Origin of the sequence: Silvibacterium bohemicum (genome assembly GCF_001006305.1) — a bacterium.
In the GTDB taxonomy this organism is placed as follows: domain Bacteria; phylum Acidobacteriota; class Terriglobia; order Terriglobales; family Acidobacteriaceae; genus Silvibacterium; species Silvibacterium bohemicum.
The window spans coordinates 464,333-481,513 of record NZ_LBHJ01000019.1 but is presented as its reverse complement, the minus strand read 5'-3'; the positions used below and the strand labels follow the sequence as shown (position 1 = coordinate 481,513).

The window sequence follows — 17,181 nt, the reverse complement described above, 5'->3', positions numbered from 1 at the left end:
GTCGATCGGTTCTTTAACGCTATTCGAAGCGCATTGGAGATTTTCAAAATTGCTGCGCTCTAAAACATCACACGCTTATTCCGGGGCATCATCAAGCCACGAACTCAAATCTTCAGAAAGATACGACGGCGGTAGAGCAGCCACGCCGGAAGAAAACAGACGGCCACAAAAAGGATGGCGTAGGTCAGGGCTGCGATGCTCGGATTGGGGATAGATGCAGCCAGTGGGTGATAAAGCCAGTGCTGGATGGTGATGCCGCCGGGAAGGTGAATAACATGAAGCAGGCCGGCAAGGAACTCCGAGAAGACATAGGCCGCCAGCGCATTCGTGCCAAACACGATGGCTGGATAAGTCCATCGCTTGCCGAACTGGCGCACGTCCACGAGCCAGAGAAGAAGGCACAAAGCGATGAGGCTGAGTCCGCCGGTCCACAGGACAAAGGATCCCGTCCACAACCTCTTATTCCAAGGAAACCACGGCTCCCAGATCAGCCCAGCAGCGGCGCAGGTCAAACCTGCGGCCAGAAGCCCGGGCAGCGCCTGCGAAGATGTGCGTTTGGCGCGAATCCACTTTCCGGATAACACTCCCATCAGCGTGCTGGCGACCGCCGAGACGGAACTCAGAAGACCTTCAGGATCGTAAAAGGTGTGGCGATAAAGGTGTGCCGTCGGCACCAGATGGCGGTCCAGCCACGCGGGCAGATTCGCGACCGGATCCAGGAAGGCAACGGTGCTTCCGGGTAAGCCGAGCCCTGGCACAGGAGCAAAGCGCAGGAGCGCCCAGTAGCCAAGCAGGGTGGAGAGCAAGACCGCGGCGATGGTGCGGGATCGCCACCACAGCAGCATCGCGGTGCCTGCCAGATAACAGAAGGCTATGCGCTGCAGCACTCCGTACACACGCAAAGTATGCAAGGACAGTCCGTCAAAGCTGTTGATCGCCAGACCCAACAGAAAGAGAACGACACTCCGCCGTGCTGCCTGCGCCAGGATCGCTCTTTTAGGCACTCCGCGGCCCAGGCGACCGCTCACGGAAAAGACCGAGGAGATGCCAACCATAAAGAGGAAACAGGGAAAGACGACGTCCGCCAGAGTGCATCCGTTCCATCGGGAGTGCGCGAGGATCGGAAAGGTATGACGGGAATCGCCGCTGGTGTTCACCATGATCATCACAGCGACCGTGAGGCCGCGCAACACGTCGAGCGCCTTCAGGCGTTCCCTGGGCGCGTTCGGACCCAACAGGCTTCCCGTCTTCCTTGATATGCCTGAAGGCATCGCCGTTTTCATGGTCATCCTTATGGCTGCATTGTCAGCCAGCGGTCAAAAGTTCACATAGACAGGATTGCCCAGAAGTTCCGTCTTGCCTTCCGTGTCGACCACGATGAAACGTATTGCGTGCCGGCCGCCATCGCTTGTCCAGCGGGTTTCAACCGTCTGGTCATCCTCGGCAAGAGGAAGAAGGGGATCGAGCAGCTTGCCATCGACGATGCTCTGGACCTGGGCGTTCCTGCATCCTACGACATGAATCCGCAGCGCAATCGTCGTACCGCTTTTCGCGGGAATCACATCTCCCATATGCACGTTGAGCGCTTCTGTACGCGCCTCTGTTTCGAGAATCCGATTACGAGAGCCGGTGACGTCAACGAAGACGTGGCCAGCTCGAATGCCATCCAGAATCCCGGCAACCGAAAGCTCTGTTGCCTGAACGACGGTCGTGGGATGACCAATCGCCGATGGGATTTCGTCGGTCTTCGGCGCCTCATGGTTATCACTGCCTCCTACGCCGGTGAGTCTGAATCCCTTGGCGATTTGCTCGTCCCAGAAGGGCGACATGACGCGGTTCGCATTCACAATTTCAACCGCAGAGAACTTCGAAAGGTCGACGGAACCCGGGGGACCCCATCCGCATCCACGGCAGCGCTCATCGGTTGGCGACATCGGATGGTTGATCGACACGATACCGCCCTGAGATCGAACGTCTGCGGCGACCTGGTCGATGGTTCTCCCGCCCTTTTCCGCTACCAGATAGCTCACATACTGTGTTGTGCCAAATGCGTTGAAGTGGCCATAGAAGGTCGTCATCTCGCGACCTGGGATCAGCAGCAGCTTGCTGAAATAAGGCTGAAGCTCTCGCATCTCTGCGTAGTGAGCCAGCGAATTATGGTCGGAGATGGCAATGAAGTCGAGTCCGCGGGACGCGGCCATTTGAGCGGTCAGGAAGAGAGGGCACGGGGCGCGTGCTCCACTCTGGTTGACGCAGCTGCCGTCGCTATGCGCCGTATGCATGTGCAGGTCACCGCGATACCAGCGCGTTCCGGTTTCGAGAGGAACGAGCGTGAAGCTTGAATCTTCGAGCGGCGAGTTGAAGCGTATCTCCGCGCGATAGTGAGAGGTTAGTTCCGGCCGAATGGTGGAGACGGAGATCAGCAACTTCCACTCGCCTGGCGGGATGGCTCCTGGAATATAGGAGGCTGTCGCATCGCCCGGTCCGAGCGTGAAATGGTCCTTGTTGCTGCCGCTCTGGCCCCGGAAGCCGTTTGGATCGTGAATGCCTATATTGAGGGTCGTCTTCTCCTGCCGATGCGTATAGCTGAAGTCGACCGAGATGCGATGAACTCCCGCAGGCACCATGAAAGGAACGAAGAAATGCGTATGGTTCTGAGCGACAGTGACATCGCCTTCCAGCACCAAGTCAGGTTTCTGTACCTGTGCTTCGAGAGCGAGGCTCGAGGCGGCGATGAGTACAAGCAGATAGCGAAGGTATTTCATCATGGTTAGCACCTTTGAGCTGTTCTCGAATTCAGATTCGGTATGCATAACACGTGTTTTTACTGGCCCTCTCCGTTGAGTTGGCGATAGCGCTTCGCATACTCTGCTTTGTAGCGCTGTACGGAAGTCTCGTAGCTCACGGGCACATCGGGAGAAACGGGACGCCGCCTCCAGACGATATGCACTGACTTTGCAGTCGGGGCTATCTCGATCTCATCCCCTGCGAATTTCATCTGCCTGCCGTCTACATTCACAGCCGTCACATCCATAAACCACGGGAAATGAAGCACGATGCTTTGGGGCTCATGTCCCAAGGCATACTCCGCATGGACGGAAAGCTCCGCCTGTGACGCCGATGGCATCTGGAGGCTGAATCCGACGGTTCCGAAGTATGTCTGCGCCTTCTCTACGCGGAGGGACTTTCCATCTCCGATCCAGGCCGGAGAAACGGCCGAAAGCAGATGTAGCTTTTCTCCGTCTTCTCGCACCATCATGTTGCGCAGCAGGTTTCGGTATTCCGCCGCAAACCAGCCATGCGGAGCGAGGTTGCCGCTGAAGTCGCGATCGCCCCAGGGCCGAATCGAATATTCGAAGCCGGCGTTTGTCGAGCTGGTGTGAATGAGAACCGCATAGAGGTCACGGATGGCCTGTTCCTGTTCCCCGCGGATCAGCTCAGAGAGCGTGTTCTTGATCGTCAGATAGTGGTGCAGATAGGCGCCCTGCGCAGGCTGACGATAAGTCATCAGACCCTCCTCATAGCGCGCCTGCGTCGCGCGCAGCGTTGCTGTCACGCGCGGATCGAACGGGCTGAGCTGCTGCTCTGGAACCAGCGACAGCAGGTTCCCCCAATCCGTCCCTCCCATATCCCCGTCGAGAGCAGGCGGTATATAGCCCGCTGTTTTTGCCGTAGCGCGATCGAGTTGGAGCATGAAGTTTTCGCGTAGTTCCTTTTCGATCTCGCGAAAGCGGAGTTCATCCTCTACATGGCCTAGATCATGAGCGAGAAGCTTCGCCGCGCCGAGACCGTCGAGCGCGAGAAAGTTGTAGCCGGTCAGATGTCCGGAGATGTACTCGTTGTCATGAATGTCCGTAGATGGCACGATATGCAGCGGATCATTGTCCATCGCTTTCCTGAGCCAATCGACAGCGCGAAGCACGCGGGGATAGACCTGCGTGGCGAAGGCCCGATCGCGAGTCATGCGATAGTGCTCACCATAGGTCCAGAGCGCCTCTCCCCAACCGTCATATTGTCCTGGCTGCGAAAGAAAGAGGCCGTCTTCTTCTTGCCTCGAAGCAAAGAAGTCGATGACATGGCCGGCGATCTGGGAGTACCCGGTCGTGTCATACATCCGAACGAAGTCGGCGGAGTCCCGAAGGTAGAAGCCGTGATATTGAAGCTGATTGACGGTCTGGACGTAGTCGTCTCCGATCTTATTCAGCGACAGCAGATCATTTACCAGGCTCGTCTCAAAGGTATCGTTGACCTTCTCCTCGGCGGTTACAACCTTCATGCCGTCATCGAGGATTCCGTTCCAGAAGCGCTGCACCTGCTCATGCCTTTCATCGAGGTTCGCTCGCTTCACGGCATCGAACTCAGGATCGCCGGATGCGACGGGAATCAGTGGCATCTTAAAGTCAACGGAACGATCGGAGCCCGCCGGAACATTCAGAGCGTATTCCGCTGTCGCCACGGGCGTGTCCGGAAGAACGTGCATTGCCCGGCTTTGAAGATTGGGCGCCGGAACGCGGTTATAGTAGTCGCGATACGTGGGCGTGAGGTATGGCCTGGGCTCACTTGGAAAAAAATATACGGCTGCGCCATCCCGCAAAAATGCATCGTCTTTCACGGTATAAGCAGAGTCCGAACGGAAGGCCTCGCCTGGCTGCCAGTAATCTCCCACGCGTTTCCCCATGGCCGGCCGGCGAAAACGATTGTCGCCCGTGGGAAACACCGTGGTCTGCGGTCCGGAGTATCTCCAGGCAGAAGTAACGAATCCCCGTCTGGCCGACGTGCCGGGATTGTGCACGGTCACCCGCACGAAGTTGACCACGCGCTGCCCATTCTGCTCGGGACCAAGCGAGGCCGCGAACATCATGAAGCGGTAAAGCAGCCCCTCGTGCTTGACTTCGTAGCAGACGATGGGGAGATGCCCATTCTCGAGGGTGCGGAGCCTTTGCGCCACCGGCTGTCTATCCGCCCCGACATAAAACATCAACTCGCCGAAGCCGCTGTACAGATATCCTTCCGGTGTGATCTCGGTCCCCGAGGCCGAATACATCACTCCGATCTGGTCAGTGGACTTGCTGGGATAGGAAAACGGCAGCCCTGAGATGTCGATCGACGGAGAGACCATTCGCGGAAGAGCGGTGGGCGTCGTTTCGTTGACTGCCGGAAGACTTTCCTGAGCGTTTGCTGTGGCCAAAGAGAGGACAGCCATGAGCAGTCCCAGTAGCGATCTTGATCTGTTCAAAAACTCACCTGTGTGATCGAGTGCCGCCCGCGCCGCCGTGATCCATGTCCGGCAGCGCGATCCGCGGGAATGTTACGAGATACTGATCGGGATAGACGGCGTCTGGACGTTTGAGAGCGCCGCTAGACTTGTTGTCCTCGATATCAATGCGTGGCGTTGGTGGTGGACGCGGAGCAAAGAGACCAATTTACATCGCTCATCGAAGGCGGGGGTGTAGCCGTGCCCCACTTCGATGGCGCCGGGCCCATCGTCAGCAACAAGGTCGCACCGTCTTTGATCTGGGAGTGGCGGAACCAGGCATTGGGGAGATCGACGCCATTAAGTGTGGCCGATTGCACATAACGATTCAGCCCGTTGGGGTCGAGGTTCTTCGCAACGATCCGGAGCTTCCGGCCGTTGCCGAGATCGAGCGAGGCCTCGGGGATGCTCGGCGTGCCGATGAGATAGACATCCTGGCCCGCAACGGGGAAGATGCCGAGGGTCGAAAAGATGAGCCAGCTGGACATGGCCCCTGAGTCGTCATTGCCGGGGATCCCGGCGCGAGTGTCGCTGAAGGCCTTCTCCAAAATCAGGTGGACCATGTCGGCGGTTCTGTCGGGTCGTCCGGCGTAGTTATAGAGGGTTGGGAGCAGGAAGCCGGGCTCATTGGTGACGTCGAAGTGGCCGCGCAGAAATGTCCAATCGAGACGGTGGATGAAGGCGGTATTGCCGCCTGCCATCTCGATGAGCCGGCGCATGTCGTGCGGAGCATAGATGGAATACGTCCAGATATCGCCTTCGTAGAAAAAGTCGGGCCACGTGCCGCGAACGACTAAATAGGGGGGCGCCCAAGTGCCGTCAGGATTGCGGGGACGAAGAAATCCTTTAAAGCCTTCGGCTGTCATGTCCTTGTCCCACAGGTGCTCGAAGTTGTGGGTGCGGCTGGCGTAGAGCGCGGCTTCATTTGTTTTGCCGAGTCCGCAGGCGACTTCGGCAATGGCGAAGTCGTCGTAGCTGTATTCGACGGTGCGTGATCCGGAGCGCTCGTCGGCGAGCGTGACGTAGCCTTTCTCGTTGTAGTCCTTCAGCCCGCCGCGGCCTTCTTTTTGCTGATCGGCAGGTGGGACCTCAGCATCGTGAACCATGGCGGCGAATGCGGTTTCATAATCGATGCCTTTGAGGCCCTTCACGTAGGCGTCGGCGACGACGACGTTGGCGTTCGATCCGCCTTGGGTGCGGCCGTTGTCGTTGCCGCTGCGCGCATCGGGCATATAGCCGGTATGGCGATAGATATCGACCAACGCACGGATGATGTCGCGCTGACGATCAGGTGAGATGAGAGTGAGCAAGGGGCTGGAGGTGCGGAAGGTATCCCAGATGCAATAGAAGTCGTCGTAATAGGGCTCGGAGGATTTCCAGTCGGGGTTCTCACCGGTGCGGTCCGTCGGCATCAGCATGATGTGATACATAGCCGTATAGAGCTGGCGGCGTTGCGAGTCGCTCTCTCCGGTGAGGTTGAGTTTGGATAGCTCTTGATTCCAGAGAGCTGTCGCAGCGGTGTGGACGGAGGCGAAGCTCCACGCAGGGATCTCCTGCTTTACGTTTTGCTTTGCCTGTTCGGCGCTGATGAAGGAGATGCCGACCTTTACCTGGATAGCCTGATTGGCTTTGGTGGTGAAGTCGAAGGATGCTCCTATGGGTGTGTTGGCTTCGACGGTCGCGTCTTTGGATGAGCTTAGGGTGCTTCCGGTCCAGGTCTGCGTGGCATTGGCAGGCGTGTCGAGCACCATATAGTAGTAGACCCGGTACTCGCCGCCCCGGTTCCAGCCGCCGGTGACGCGCGCTACGCCCTGCGCTTCATGGTTCGAAGTGAGATGAATCTCGCCGCCGAGAAACTTCTGCGCCTGCCAGTCGGTTCCCAGGCTGAGTGCGTGGGCTACGTCGATGATGATGTGGGATTGCTGCGAGGCTGGAAATGTATAGCGGTGGAAACCGACGCGACGGCTGCTGGTCAGCTCGGCCTTGATGTTATAGCGGGTGAGTTGCGCGGCATAGTAGCCAACACGATTGACCTCATCGGTGCGCGGCGTCTTCATGTCATTCAAGACGAGCGGGCCGGTGACAGGCATGACTAGGATGTTGCCGTACTTGCCTTGCGCTCCGCTGAGATGCAGGTGGGAGAAGCCAACGATGACGCCGGTGCTGGAGTAGCCGAAGCCGGATTTGCGGCCGTCGAAGGTCTCCATATCAGGACCTAGCTTGACCATGCCGTAAGGGATTGCGGAACCGACAAAGGTGTTGCCGCCCCAGTCGACTCCGATGAACGGATCGACGTTGCGCGTGTAGTCCGGTGAAGACTTGGGAATGGACTTTTGCGCGGGCAGAGAGGGGGTGAAGACGAGAGCACTGACGACGAGGAGCATCGAGGCCTTGAATGCAGATGCCATGTTCTTTTGCATGAGGACAAATTCCATGAATGACCTTGGTGGTTAGGGGGAAAGGCTCCAGGAGCGCAATGAGGCATCCTTCGACTTCTTGCGCTCACTTCTCCCGCGGTGGCTCTAACAGAGAGTCTATGCAGTCCGAAGGTGCTGTGACTGGATTGCAGCGCGCGATCACGCCGTGCGGCAGGGTGATCGAGAAGCCGGTCCATTTGGCGGGCTCGGCCGGAGGATAATCCGTGCTGAGGATTTGTGCGCCGCTCGAGAGCGCAATCTTGGCGCGAGTGTAATCATTGTTGCGCGCCTCTTCCGTGCCGTCATCGGTGCGTGTGCGAATCAGGTAGCCTTCCCGCGCCAACGTGTCGATCTGTTCCTTATCCGGAGTATTCACTTCAATAAAAGCCGCGTCTGGGGCTTCCGGCACAGCATTCGTGAAGATCACGCGACCGCGCAGGGCCGTATGTCCCTCGGTATAGATAGGGGTGACGGGTTTCTGATCCATAAGGAAGACAACCTTGCCGCGAGCACGAGCGAGTGTCGGCCAACCCCCGGCTTTTCCGCTAGCGGATTTTCCGGTTGCCTGAATGGCTTCGGGCAAAGAGTCATAGCTGCCGCGGACCTCATCCGGCGTAATCATCTCCGAGTCTTGAAATACCGAGCGAATCTCTGCGTCAAGCGCGTCGAAGGTTGCCGGAGTAAAGGGTTCGGGGCCGTCAGGATTTACCGGAGCGTTAGGACGTCCCTGCTTGGTTTCTACCAGGATGAAGATAGGCAGGTGGTGTGGATGCTGCTGCGACCAGCCGCGAATGATCGTAAGACAGGCAATGAAGGTGTGGCAGGAGCTGCGCTGATCGAAGTTCATCACGTGCATCACCTTGAAGCCGGGCTTATCCATTTCATGATTTGGATCGAAGTCGGGATCGGGCGGCAGACCTGCCTGGGCGACCTTATCGACAATGGCCGGGTGTGAGTAGCGGCCACCTTTGGAATCGGCATAGACATCGATTTCCAACTGACGCACGCCTCCGCTGAGCTGATCGCTGAGCGGCGGATGAGCGTAGTCGAGGTCGTGCATGGCCTTGGCATTCTGCTGCTCGATGAGCTTGCGCTCACTGGGCGCAACTCCTGTGTGATAGCTATTATGGCTTCCTATCACCTGGATCTGATTGATATGGACTCGCTGGTCCTGTTGAACAGCGGTGGTCTGTGCGATGGCGCAGACAGGGAGCGTGGCGAGGATCAAGGCAGTTCGGAGGAGGGTGTTCATATCGGGAGTTCTGTGGTCCATGAAATCAGGCTCTTTCAAAAGTTCGGATCGAAGTTGAAGTAAATGGGATTGGACAACCCGACCATATTTCCGCTCAGGGCCATCGATCCGGGAACCTGCGGATAAGTCGTCTGCGGCCCTTCGACCTCGACGCGATAATAGGTTCGTCCAGGCTGCTTCGGTGTGTCGGTGAACTCGACTGCCGTCGTCTTGCCGCCAATTGCCTGCAAAGTGCTGAAGGGGTTTCCGTCTTTCACAACGTGGACGGTATAGGACGCCCCGACAACCGTATTTCCTGTGAGTTGAATGCGGAAGTTCACTGGCTTGCCCGTAGCCTTGGCGTTGTCCCCCATCATCATGTCCATCTTGCCGTCCTGGTCCAGGTCGGCGTAGAACTCGACGCGAGGCGCGTAGGGGTTAGCACTGACGGCGACGCGGCCGTTCGTCAGTGCATCGACCACGGACTGCAATGTCCGCTCCTTTGCAAATACCCACGTCGTCGGCGTTCCAACGTAGTTGGCCTGACGCTGATAGGTATTTTTGGTCGCCAGTTCAGGAGAATCTGGAGTGCCATGATGCGAATCGCTTCCGCCGCGTCCGGTCAGCTTGCGGCCTGAGGAGAGCATGTCATCCCAGATCATGATCGCGTTGGCGTTCTTCGACCACACAGCGGAGTTCCAGACCTCGATCGAATCGACCAGATCGTAGGAGAAGCCGAAGTGATCCTTTCCGCTGGGATGATTGGCCGAGAGGTGGATCCCGAGTTCCTTCTTGACTGCTTCGATCACGATGTCACGCTGATCGCGAACGTCGTAGAGCCTCTGATGATCGTACGGCCGGGCAGAGAAGACGTTGCCGTGGCCGCGCGTCGTTGTCCACTCGGCGCCATAGAGAAGCAAAACGGAGTTCGACTTGAACTCGGGATCGGTCCAGGTGTTATGAGCTACATCGCCTTGCACATGGTTGTCATGGTCGGTGATGCAGAGATAGTCCATTCCTACGGACTCGGCGAAGGCAATGATTTTGGCCTCGGAGTTGTTGCTGGAGTCCTTGCTGTGGCGGGAGTGCAGATGAAGGTCGCCCTTGAGCCAGAAGCCATCGGAGAGGCTGGCGATAGGTGGAAGTGGAGCTACTTCCACGGGCGTCCACGGGTTGATGTGGTCCGTCTGTGCCTGACCCGAAGTGCAGAGAAGACCTGCCATCATCAGGCCAGCCAGAAAAATAGGAAAGCGCATTTTATTCCTTTCAAGAAATACCGGGACAGGCTCTTTCGTCCTTTCCCGTTATCGCGTGGCCGTCGTTTCACCGTGCTGCCCAGGCCATATCTGGGTCGGGCAACACGGTGTTCGCCCGCTATTTAAATTCAGAAGTTGAACTTCGCTCCGAATTCCATTGTGCGGTTTTCATTGACGACCGACGAGATTACGCCGACTGAGGCAGGATTGCTGACAGCAGCGCTGGGAACACTGAAGTTGGGATGATTGGCGATATTGAAGACCTCAGCTCGAAGCTGCGCCCGGTAGCGCTCTCCAAAGTCGATGTTCTTCACGAGATTCATGTCCCAGTTCTGGTAGTGTGGGCCCCACAGCATGTCATAGCCGGAGGTTCCGAACTTGTATGGCTGCGGAGCGGTGAAAGCTGCGGGATTGAACCATTCCCCGAGGGTCTTGTGCTTGGGGTACAGCGGCACTCCGGGAACACGATCGGCACGGCCGCTGGCTCCGTATACCTGCGCACCCGGCGCGGTGTAGGTAACTGAGAACGGTTGGCCGGTTTCGAAGGTAGTGACGCCGGCCAGCTGCCATCCGCCGATGATCTTGTTGGTTATACCGTTTGCGTTGCGGAAGAGTGTCTTTCCGCGGCCGAAGGGAAGTTCATAGGCATAGTTGAGCTGAAGCACCTGCGGGGTATTGCTGGAGATGTTGCCATAGGAATCGCCGATGGTGGTCGGGTTCTCGAAGTTTTCTACGCCCAAAACGCGAATCCATTGATACTCCGCGTTGATCATCAGGCCGTTCTTGTACTTCTTGTGCACGCCCACCTGCAAAGAGTTCGTGGTGGTGTGGAAGATTGGATCGAACGCCTCAGAAATGGTGTTGAAAGGCTGGAAAGGCCGTTTCGACTGCTCGGTGTAATCGCCAGGCGGCGCATAGTTAAGGTCCGGTTCCGTGTTGCCGGGCCCACCGGAATTATTCTGATGAATGGTTCGCTGACCGATATAGCCGATACGCAGGTCGATCTCGTCTGGCAATTGTCGTTCGATCGCGAGATTGTATTGCTCGCTGTAGGGAGCGGTGGTTTTGTGCTGCGCGACAACGGAGGGATTGGCAGGCACAGTAGAGCTGGCGGAGAAGGGCGCGTTCATGCTGATGCTTGGCGTCTTCGCGGTGTTGCTATAGGTAAGGGTGGTGTCGAACGGAAGATTGGTGAAGCCGTTGTCGATATAAGACGATGGCATCATGTTGTAGTACTGACCCACCGCGCCGCGAATGACAGTTTTTGAGTCGATCTGGTAGGCGAAGCCGAAGCGCGGAGCGATATTGGTCATAGCTTGTCCCAGATAAGCGAACATGCTGCTTGGCAGACCCACGTTCGAGGAAAGCACCGTATCAGGAATGTAGGCAGGGTTGGCGAGCGCAGGATAGGAGTTGCCGAAGACCACGACCTTGCCAACGCTGGGAACAAAGAGCGATTCGGTCCCATAGGGGTTGTCGTGAAATCTCTGCAGGTCGTAACGCAGGCCGTAATTGAGCGTCAGGTTGCGAAACGGCTTCCAATCATCCTGGACATAAGCAGCATACTGACTGGAGTTGAAGCGCACGACAAAGTCCAGCGGGGTTGCGGTTTGGGTGGTGTTCGGGTAGCCGAGAAGGAAATCGGCATAAGCGATGCCGCTGTATTGTCCGTTGTAAGTGAAGGAGCCATGCGAGACTGCGCTGTTCTGCCAGGAATCGTTATACAGGTAGGATAGGCCCGCTTTGATGGTGTGTTTCGCCAGAACCTTGGTGAGCGCGGTGTTCCCCTGATAGGTCTGCTCGAGGTTTTTCGATCCGGCCTCGCTGAACGGGGTGATGTTGGTGATCGATATCGACGGCGCGCCTTCCAACGTCTGTGGCGCCAGGCCGGGGATGATCGCGGAGAAATCTGTCAGGTAGTTTTGCGCAGTGCGAAAGAGCGGCAGGTGCAGATAGGAAACATAGCTGTCCAGCAGCAAAGTGGGCGAGAAGGTATGGGTCCAGCCTGCCACAAAGATGTCGTTGTGTTCGCCATCCTGTGCCACGCCGCCGGCCAGACTGGATCCCGCACCCTCGGAAGCCACGTCTTTAAATGGTCCGTAAAAAGCGCGAAGCCATGTCGCTCGAAGCTGGTCACTCTCGCTGATCTTGTGATCTACGCGCAAGTTGAAGCGGCTGATGCCAGTGGTGTGAGGAACCAGCTCGGTGGTGTTGATGCCGGTGCTCTGTGTCGTTGACTGAGGCATGAGCAGGTTTTGCAGCCGGATATCGACAGGATTGAAGGGGACGTTGACGATGTTGCCCGGGAATGGCTGACCCGTCAATGGATTCTTGAGAATCGTGCCCGCAGCCGATGTGGCGCAGCTGCCGCCTGGGAGGAAGCAACTGAAATCGCCGTTTCGCTCTGCAGTGGTGGGCTGTTCGCTGGTGAGCGTAACAGACTGGGTCAGATTGAAGCCTTCGTAGCTGGCGAAGAAGAAGGTGCGATTTTTGCCGTCGTAGAGATGCGGAATATAAACCGGTCCGTTAAGGTTCCCGCCGTACTCGTTGCGCTGGTAGGGCGGACGGGCCGGTCCATTGGCTCCCGGGTACCAAGCTTTGGCGGCTGTACCGCGGCTGCGATTGTATTCCAATGCCTCGCCATGCAGCGCATTGCCGCCGCTGGCGCTCACCACAATCACCTGGTTAGCCTGGCCGAATTCCGCCGGCGCACCCTGGGTGATGACCTTGAACTCCGAAATGGCGTCGAGCGGTGGAACTTCGCCTTCACCGCGCTGGAGTTCGATTTCTTCGTTGGTGACGCCGTCGAAAGTGAATCCCGCGTTGCCATAGGCGTTGCGCTGGTTGGAGCCGAAGGCCAGCGTTATGCCCCGGACCGGAACCGTGTCCTGTGTCGCGACGTCCTGAACGCCCGGCACCAGGCTGATAAGACCAAGGACGCTGAGATGACCGTTGAGCGGGGTGTTTTGAATCGTGGAGCTGTCAATCACCAGGCCGACAGACGAGGTCTCGGTCTGGATCACAGGAGCGGCGCTCGACACACTCACCGTCTGTACATCCGAGCCTACGTTGAGCTTGACGTCGATCTGGGCCAGCTGATCGATGGCCAGAGCAATCTTGTTCTCCTGAGAAATCTGGAAGCCGCTTTTCTCGACTGTCACGCTATAGTTTCCAGGCGGCAATTCAGGCACCCGATAGGACCCAACATTGGAGGTCGTAAAAATACGGGTCGCATTGGTGTCCACGTTACGCACGGTCACTGTGGCTCCCGCGATCGAGGCCCCGCTGGAATCGGTTACGGTTCCGGTAATCGATCCGGTAATGCCCTGGCCGAACAAAGACTGCCCGGTTGCGATCAAGAGCAAGATCATCAGGCTGATGATTAGATTCAAACGCAGAAAAGGGCTCATCTTTCCTGGCCTGACTGTTTGAAAGATTGCGCGCGGCGTCTCCAATGACAAAGTCTCCATGTTCTCCTTCTCGCTTCTTTGAGAATGCACCCGGCGATGAGTGCAAGTTGAGCTCGCTGGCCCGAATGCCTTGAGTATTGGGTGGAGCGATAGGCCGCGGTAGGGGTTTTCTTAGTGTTCAAGCCCTTGAACACGGTGGAACGCCTATATCTTTCGCAAAATCATCACAGGGTGCGTTTCATCCGGACGAATGAACACATGTGTACGAATGCAGCGAGACACTCGGATTTACAAAGCGTTCATCGAATCGCTTTAGACTCGATTCCAACGAAGAAAGTTCGCATACCATGCAAACCCTGGAGCCATCGACGAAGGCTGCGCCGGGCTTCGTGTCCCGCCTGGACGGCGTGCTAGGCGCGGAAATGCCTATCAATACTGACGACGTGCGATGGCAGCTTGCATTGCGCATCGCAGCAAGTGGATCGCTGGGGCGCTCGGGCCTGCTCTCGGACTTCCTTCTCTACATCGTTGGCTGCTGTATTCGAGGCCGTACAGAGGACATCACAGAACAACGGATCGGGGTAACTGTCTTCGGAAGGGCGGAAGATTATGACCCTAACGACGACAACATCGTACGCAGCTATGCGCGGAAACTGCGCAAGCGTATCGAGGAGTACTTCGCGACCGAGGGGCGTGAGGAGACTCTACGGCTTGAGATACCTCGCGGCGGATACACACCGATTTTCTCTGACGTTGTTCCGCCTTCACCTCGAATCGATGAAAGTGCAGTTTCGGAAGAAATCGAAGCTCAGGAATCCGAGACAACGAAATCGATAGCACCCGAGAAGCTCGAGATTGTCTCAGCCCCTGTCCTGGGCAGCTCCCATCACGCTGACGGACACTTTCGCATCAGCCTGGGCATGATCGTTGCGCTTCTGGCGGGTCTTCTCATCGGGGCCGGCATCACGCTTCTGAAGCACTCCAGATTGATGGAGTCCCGGCAGGAGATGTTGTCGCACGTCCTCTGGAGTCAACTCTTCAGCAGGAATCAAGACACCTTCATCGTGCCCTCCGACGATGGTCTTGTCATTATGCAGCGATTGATTCCGCGCCCGGTTCCGCTCACCGAATACGTGAACGGAACCTATCGGACACCGGTGAAGACTGACGCCGAGTCCGATACGAAGGAGATTCTCAAGTTGGGGGGCCGCCGCTTCACCAGCGTGGTCGACCTCGGCTTCGCAGTTCATCTGGCAGAACTGAAGGAAGTCATTCCCGAGCGGACGATGGTCCGTTATGCGCATGATTTACGCATGGACGATCTGCGTGCGGGCAATGCGATTCTCATTGGGTCCGACGAGGCGAATCCCTGGATCGAACTTTTTCGCCCTCAGCTGCACTTCCGGTTTCGGTTCGATCCCGACCCAGATAAGCCATCGGGATTTGTAAACCTGTATCCGCGGCGTGGCGAAGCCGCGCTCTACACTACCAAGGGACAGGAAGAGCAGACCTACGGAATCATTGCTTACCTGCCGAATCTTACCAATACAGGCCATGTGCTGATCGTGGCTGGCCTGAATACCGCGGGAACGGAAGCAGCCGCCACATTTCTGCTGGATCCGACATCGATGATGCCTACACTGCAGCGAGCCAGAACGGCGGACGGAAACCTGCAGCCATTTGAATTGCTGCTAGGCGCCGGCAACGTGGCGGCCAACGCCTCGACACCGACTGTTGTTCTCGAGCGAATCGGCCTGCCTTCCGGACACTGACGTATCCCGAATTTGGGTTAAAACATAGATTTTGAATTACCCGGATCTCGAGTACCATGCGAAGCCCAGCCCATCCAGAAAAATACATGTTGAATTGAGCCGGCGCTTCGTCGCAATCGGTGATCGCGGCCGTTCTCGCATTGAACGAGACCAGAGTAGGTGCCGATAGATGTGGGATGAAGAACTGGTCCATCTCGTCGCGCGTAGCTGCTGGATTCGGCCTCGGGCTTGCGTGCATGGCTTTTCTATCGGCGCTGTCGATCTACACCATGCACTCCGTCCAGGAGAGTGAAGAAGCTCGTCTCAAAATTTATGTTCCTGCCGAGAAAATGTCGGAAGATTTCGAGCGGCAAATCCTGAACGCGAGAATCTTCTTCATCTACTTCGTGACAATCCAAAAACCGGGATCGCTCGATAAGGGTTGGGAGCGCTACCACAAGGCTGAAGCGCAGCAGAAATCGCTCCTGGTGCTGACGGATAAAAACTCTGAGCTCGCCGAACTGCGTCCTGCGGTAGAAAAGCTCGGTGAGGATTTAGACACTTATGGTGCGAGCCTCGCGGCGACGCTAAAGATGGTGCAGACCGGAACACGTCAGGGAGATGTCTACGATGCTCAGGTGAAGGACTGGGCCGCGAAGGGCGCCGTACTCGTGGCTGACGCGGGCAAGGTTCAGGATCTCTGCGGAACCTTGAGCACTGATTCAAGTTTGTCGGTCGTCGATCGACTGAAAGCGTCGATACTTCATAACCTGCTGATCCTGGCAGGTGGTCTGGGAATTTCGATACTGTTGGCCTATGTAATCGTTCGCGGGATCAACCAAGGTCTACGCTTCATAACCGACAATCTGAATGACGGCTCGCATCAGGTGTTGAGCGCGGCCGAGCAGGTGGCTTCGGCAAGTCAGAACCTGGCCAAGGAATGCGCCGAACAGGCCGCGACGATTGAGGAGACCTCGGCCGCGGCGGTCGAAATCGACTCCATGGCATCGCGAAGTTCTGAAAGTGCTCAGAAGGCTGCAGACCTTGTCATTGAGGCTGTGAAGGGCAACGAGCATGTCGAGCGCTCAATGCAGGATTGCGTAGAGGCGATGGGTGCAATCGGAGACTCGAGCAGTCAGATCGCGAAAACGCTACAGGTCATTACTCAGATCGCCTTCCAAACTAACATCCTTGCATTGAACGCTTCCGTGGAAGCGGCACGCGCGGGCGCAGCCGGCGCCGGCTTTTCTGTAGTCGCGGATGAAGTGAGAAGCCTGGCACAGCGGTGTTCCGCAGCTTCGGAAGAGATATCGACTCTAGTGGAACGGTCGTTGGCGAATTCCGCTGCTGGACGCACAAAGATTGCGTCGCTGGCCGACTCAGGAAGCAACGCGCGTGACGCCTTCGCGAAGATCAAACCACTGATGGATGGGATTGTCGCCCACAGCCGGGAACAGAACCAGGCAATCCAGCAAGTCGTCCGATCGCTTCACAAAATGGAGCAGGCTACACAAAAAAGTGCTGCGACAGCCGAAGAGAGCGCCGCCGGTGCGGAAGAGCTCAATGCACAGTCGCAACAACTTCAGCACCTTGCAGGAGATCTTGGTCAGATCGTAAACGGTGCGGGCGAATCTGTCGAAACAGGTCAGGGTGTCCGGAACTCGAGAACATTCACTGGAAGCCGGATCGATCCCGCTCGCATATAGCACCTGTTTGGCAGAGAATTCTCCCTGAGCCTGCCATATCCGCGATCATGATTGAGCTTTGCTCTGTCTCAGCGAGGATCGGCAGAGTCTTCGTGACGAGAGCTCTTTCGGTATCACTCTCCGTTCGCAGGCGGCGCGACCGCGAGTCTATACGAC

At 57.2% G+C, this 17,181-nt stretch carries 9 protein-coding genes; 2 read left to right on the top strand and 7 right to left on the bottom strand.

Going from position 1 to position 17,181, the window contains the following annotated elements:
• Nucleotides 1-104: 104 nt before the first annotated feature.
• From XX99_RS23170 to XX99_RS23140, 7 genes are all read right to left on the bottom strand, one after another.
• A complete protein-coding gene (locus XX99_RS23170) occupies nucleotides 105-1,283 on the bottom strand; it encodes an acyltransferase family protein (protein WP_184084942.1) in 1,179 nt (392 codons plus the stop codon).
• 33 nt (nucleotides 1,284-1,316) lie between these two features.
• On the bottom strand, nucleotides 1,317-2,768 hold the full coding sequence (locus XX99_RS23165) for a CehA/McbA family metallohydrolase (protein ID WP_050061814.1): 1,452 nt from the start codon (nucleotides 2,766-2,768) through the stop codon (nucleotides 1,317-1,319).
• Between the two features lie 56 nt (nucleotides 2,769-2,824).
• Nucleotides 2,825-5,236 (bottom strand): glucosidase family protein, encoded by a 2,412-nt coding sequence (locus XX99_RS23160; RefSeq protein ID WP_156186167.1) that lies wholly within the window; start codon nucleotides 5,234-5,236, stop codon nucleotides 2,825-2,827.
• Nucleotides 5,237-5,379: 143 nt separating this feature from the next.
• On the bottom strand, nucleotides 5,380-7,674 hold the full coding sequence (locus XX99_RS23155) for a GH92 family glycosyl hydrolase (RefSeq protein WP_050061813.1): 2,295 nt from the start codon (nucleotides 7,672-7,674) through the stop codon (nucleotides 5,380-5,382).
• A gap of 82 nt (nucleotides 7,675-7,756) precedes the next feature.
• Complete coding sequence (locus tag XX99_RS23150) at nucleotides 7,757-8,944, bottom strand: phosphatidylinositol-specific phospholipase C1-like protein (protein ID WP_156186166.1); 1,188 nt, start codon at nucleotides 8,942-8,944, stop codon at nucleotides 7,757-7,759.
• Nucleotides 8,945-8,958: 14 nt separating this feature from the next.
• Nucleotides 8,959-10,158 (bottom strand): CehA/McbA family metallohydrolase, encoded by a 1,200-nt coding sequence (locus tag XX99_RS23145; RefSeq protein ID WP_050061763.1) that lies wholly within the window; start codon nucleotides 10,156-10,158, stop codon nucleotides 8,959-8,961.
• Nucleotides 10,159-10,286: 128 nt separating this feature from the next.
• Complete coding sequence (locus XX99_RS23140; RefSeq protein WP_050061812.1) at nucleotides 10,287-13,568, bottom strand: TonB-dependent receptor; 3,282 nt, start codon at nucleotides 13,566-13,568, stop codon at nucleotides 10,287-10,289.
• A 347-nt stretch (nucleotides 13,569-13,915) separates the two neighbouring features.
• Here XX99_RS23140 and XX99_RS23135 point away from each other — a divergent pair, with 347 nt between their 5' ends.
• Together XX99_RS23135 and XX99_RS23130 are read left to right on the top strand one after the other, a co-directional pair.
• A complete protein-coding gene (locus XX99_RS23135; RefSeq protein WP_050061811.1) occupies nucleotides 13,916-15,340 on the top strand; it encodes a hypothetical protein in 1,425 nt (474 codons plus the stop codon).
• Between the two features lie 176 nt (nucleotides 15,341-15,516).
• Nucleotides 15,517-17,025: a methyl-accepting chemotaxis protein gene (locus XX99_RS23130; RefSeq protein WP_050061762.1), complete on the top strand. Its 1,509-nt coding sequence runs from the start codon at nucleotides 15,517-15,519 to the stop codon at nucleotides 17,023-17,025.
• The last annotated feature ends 156 nt before the right edge of the window (nucleotides 17,026-17,181 follow it).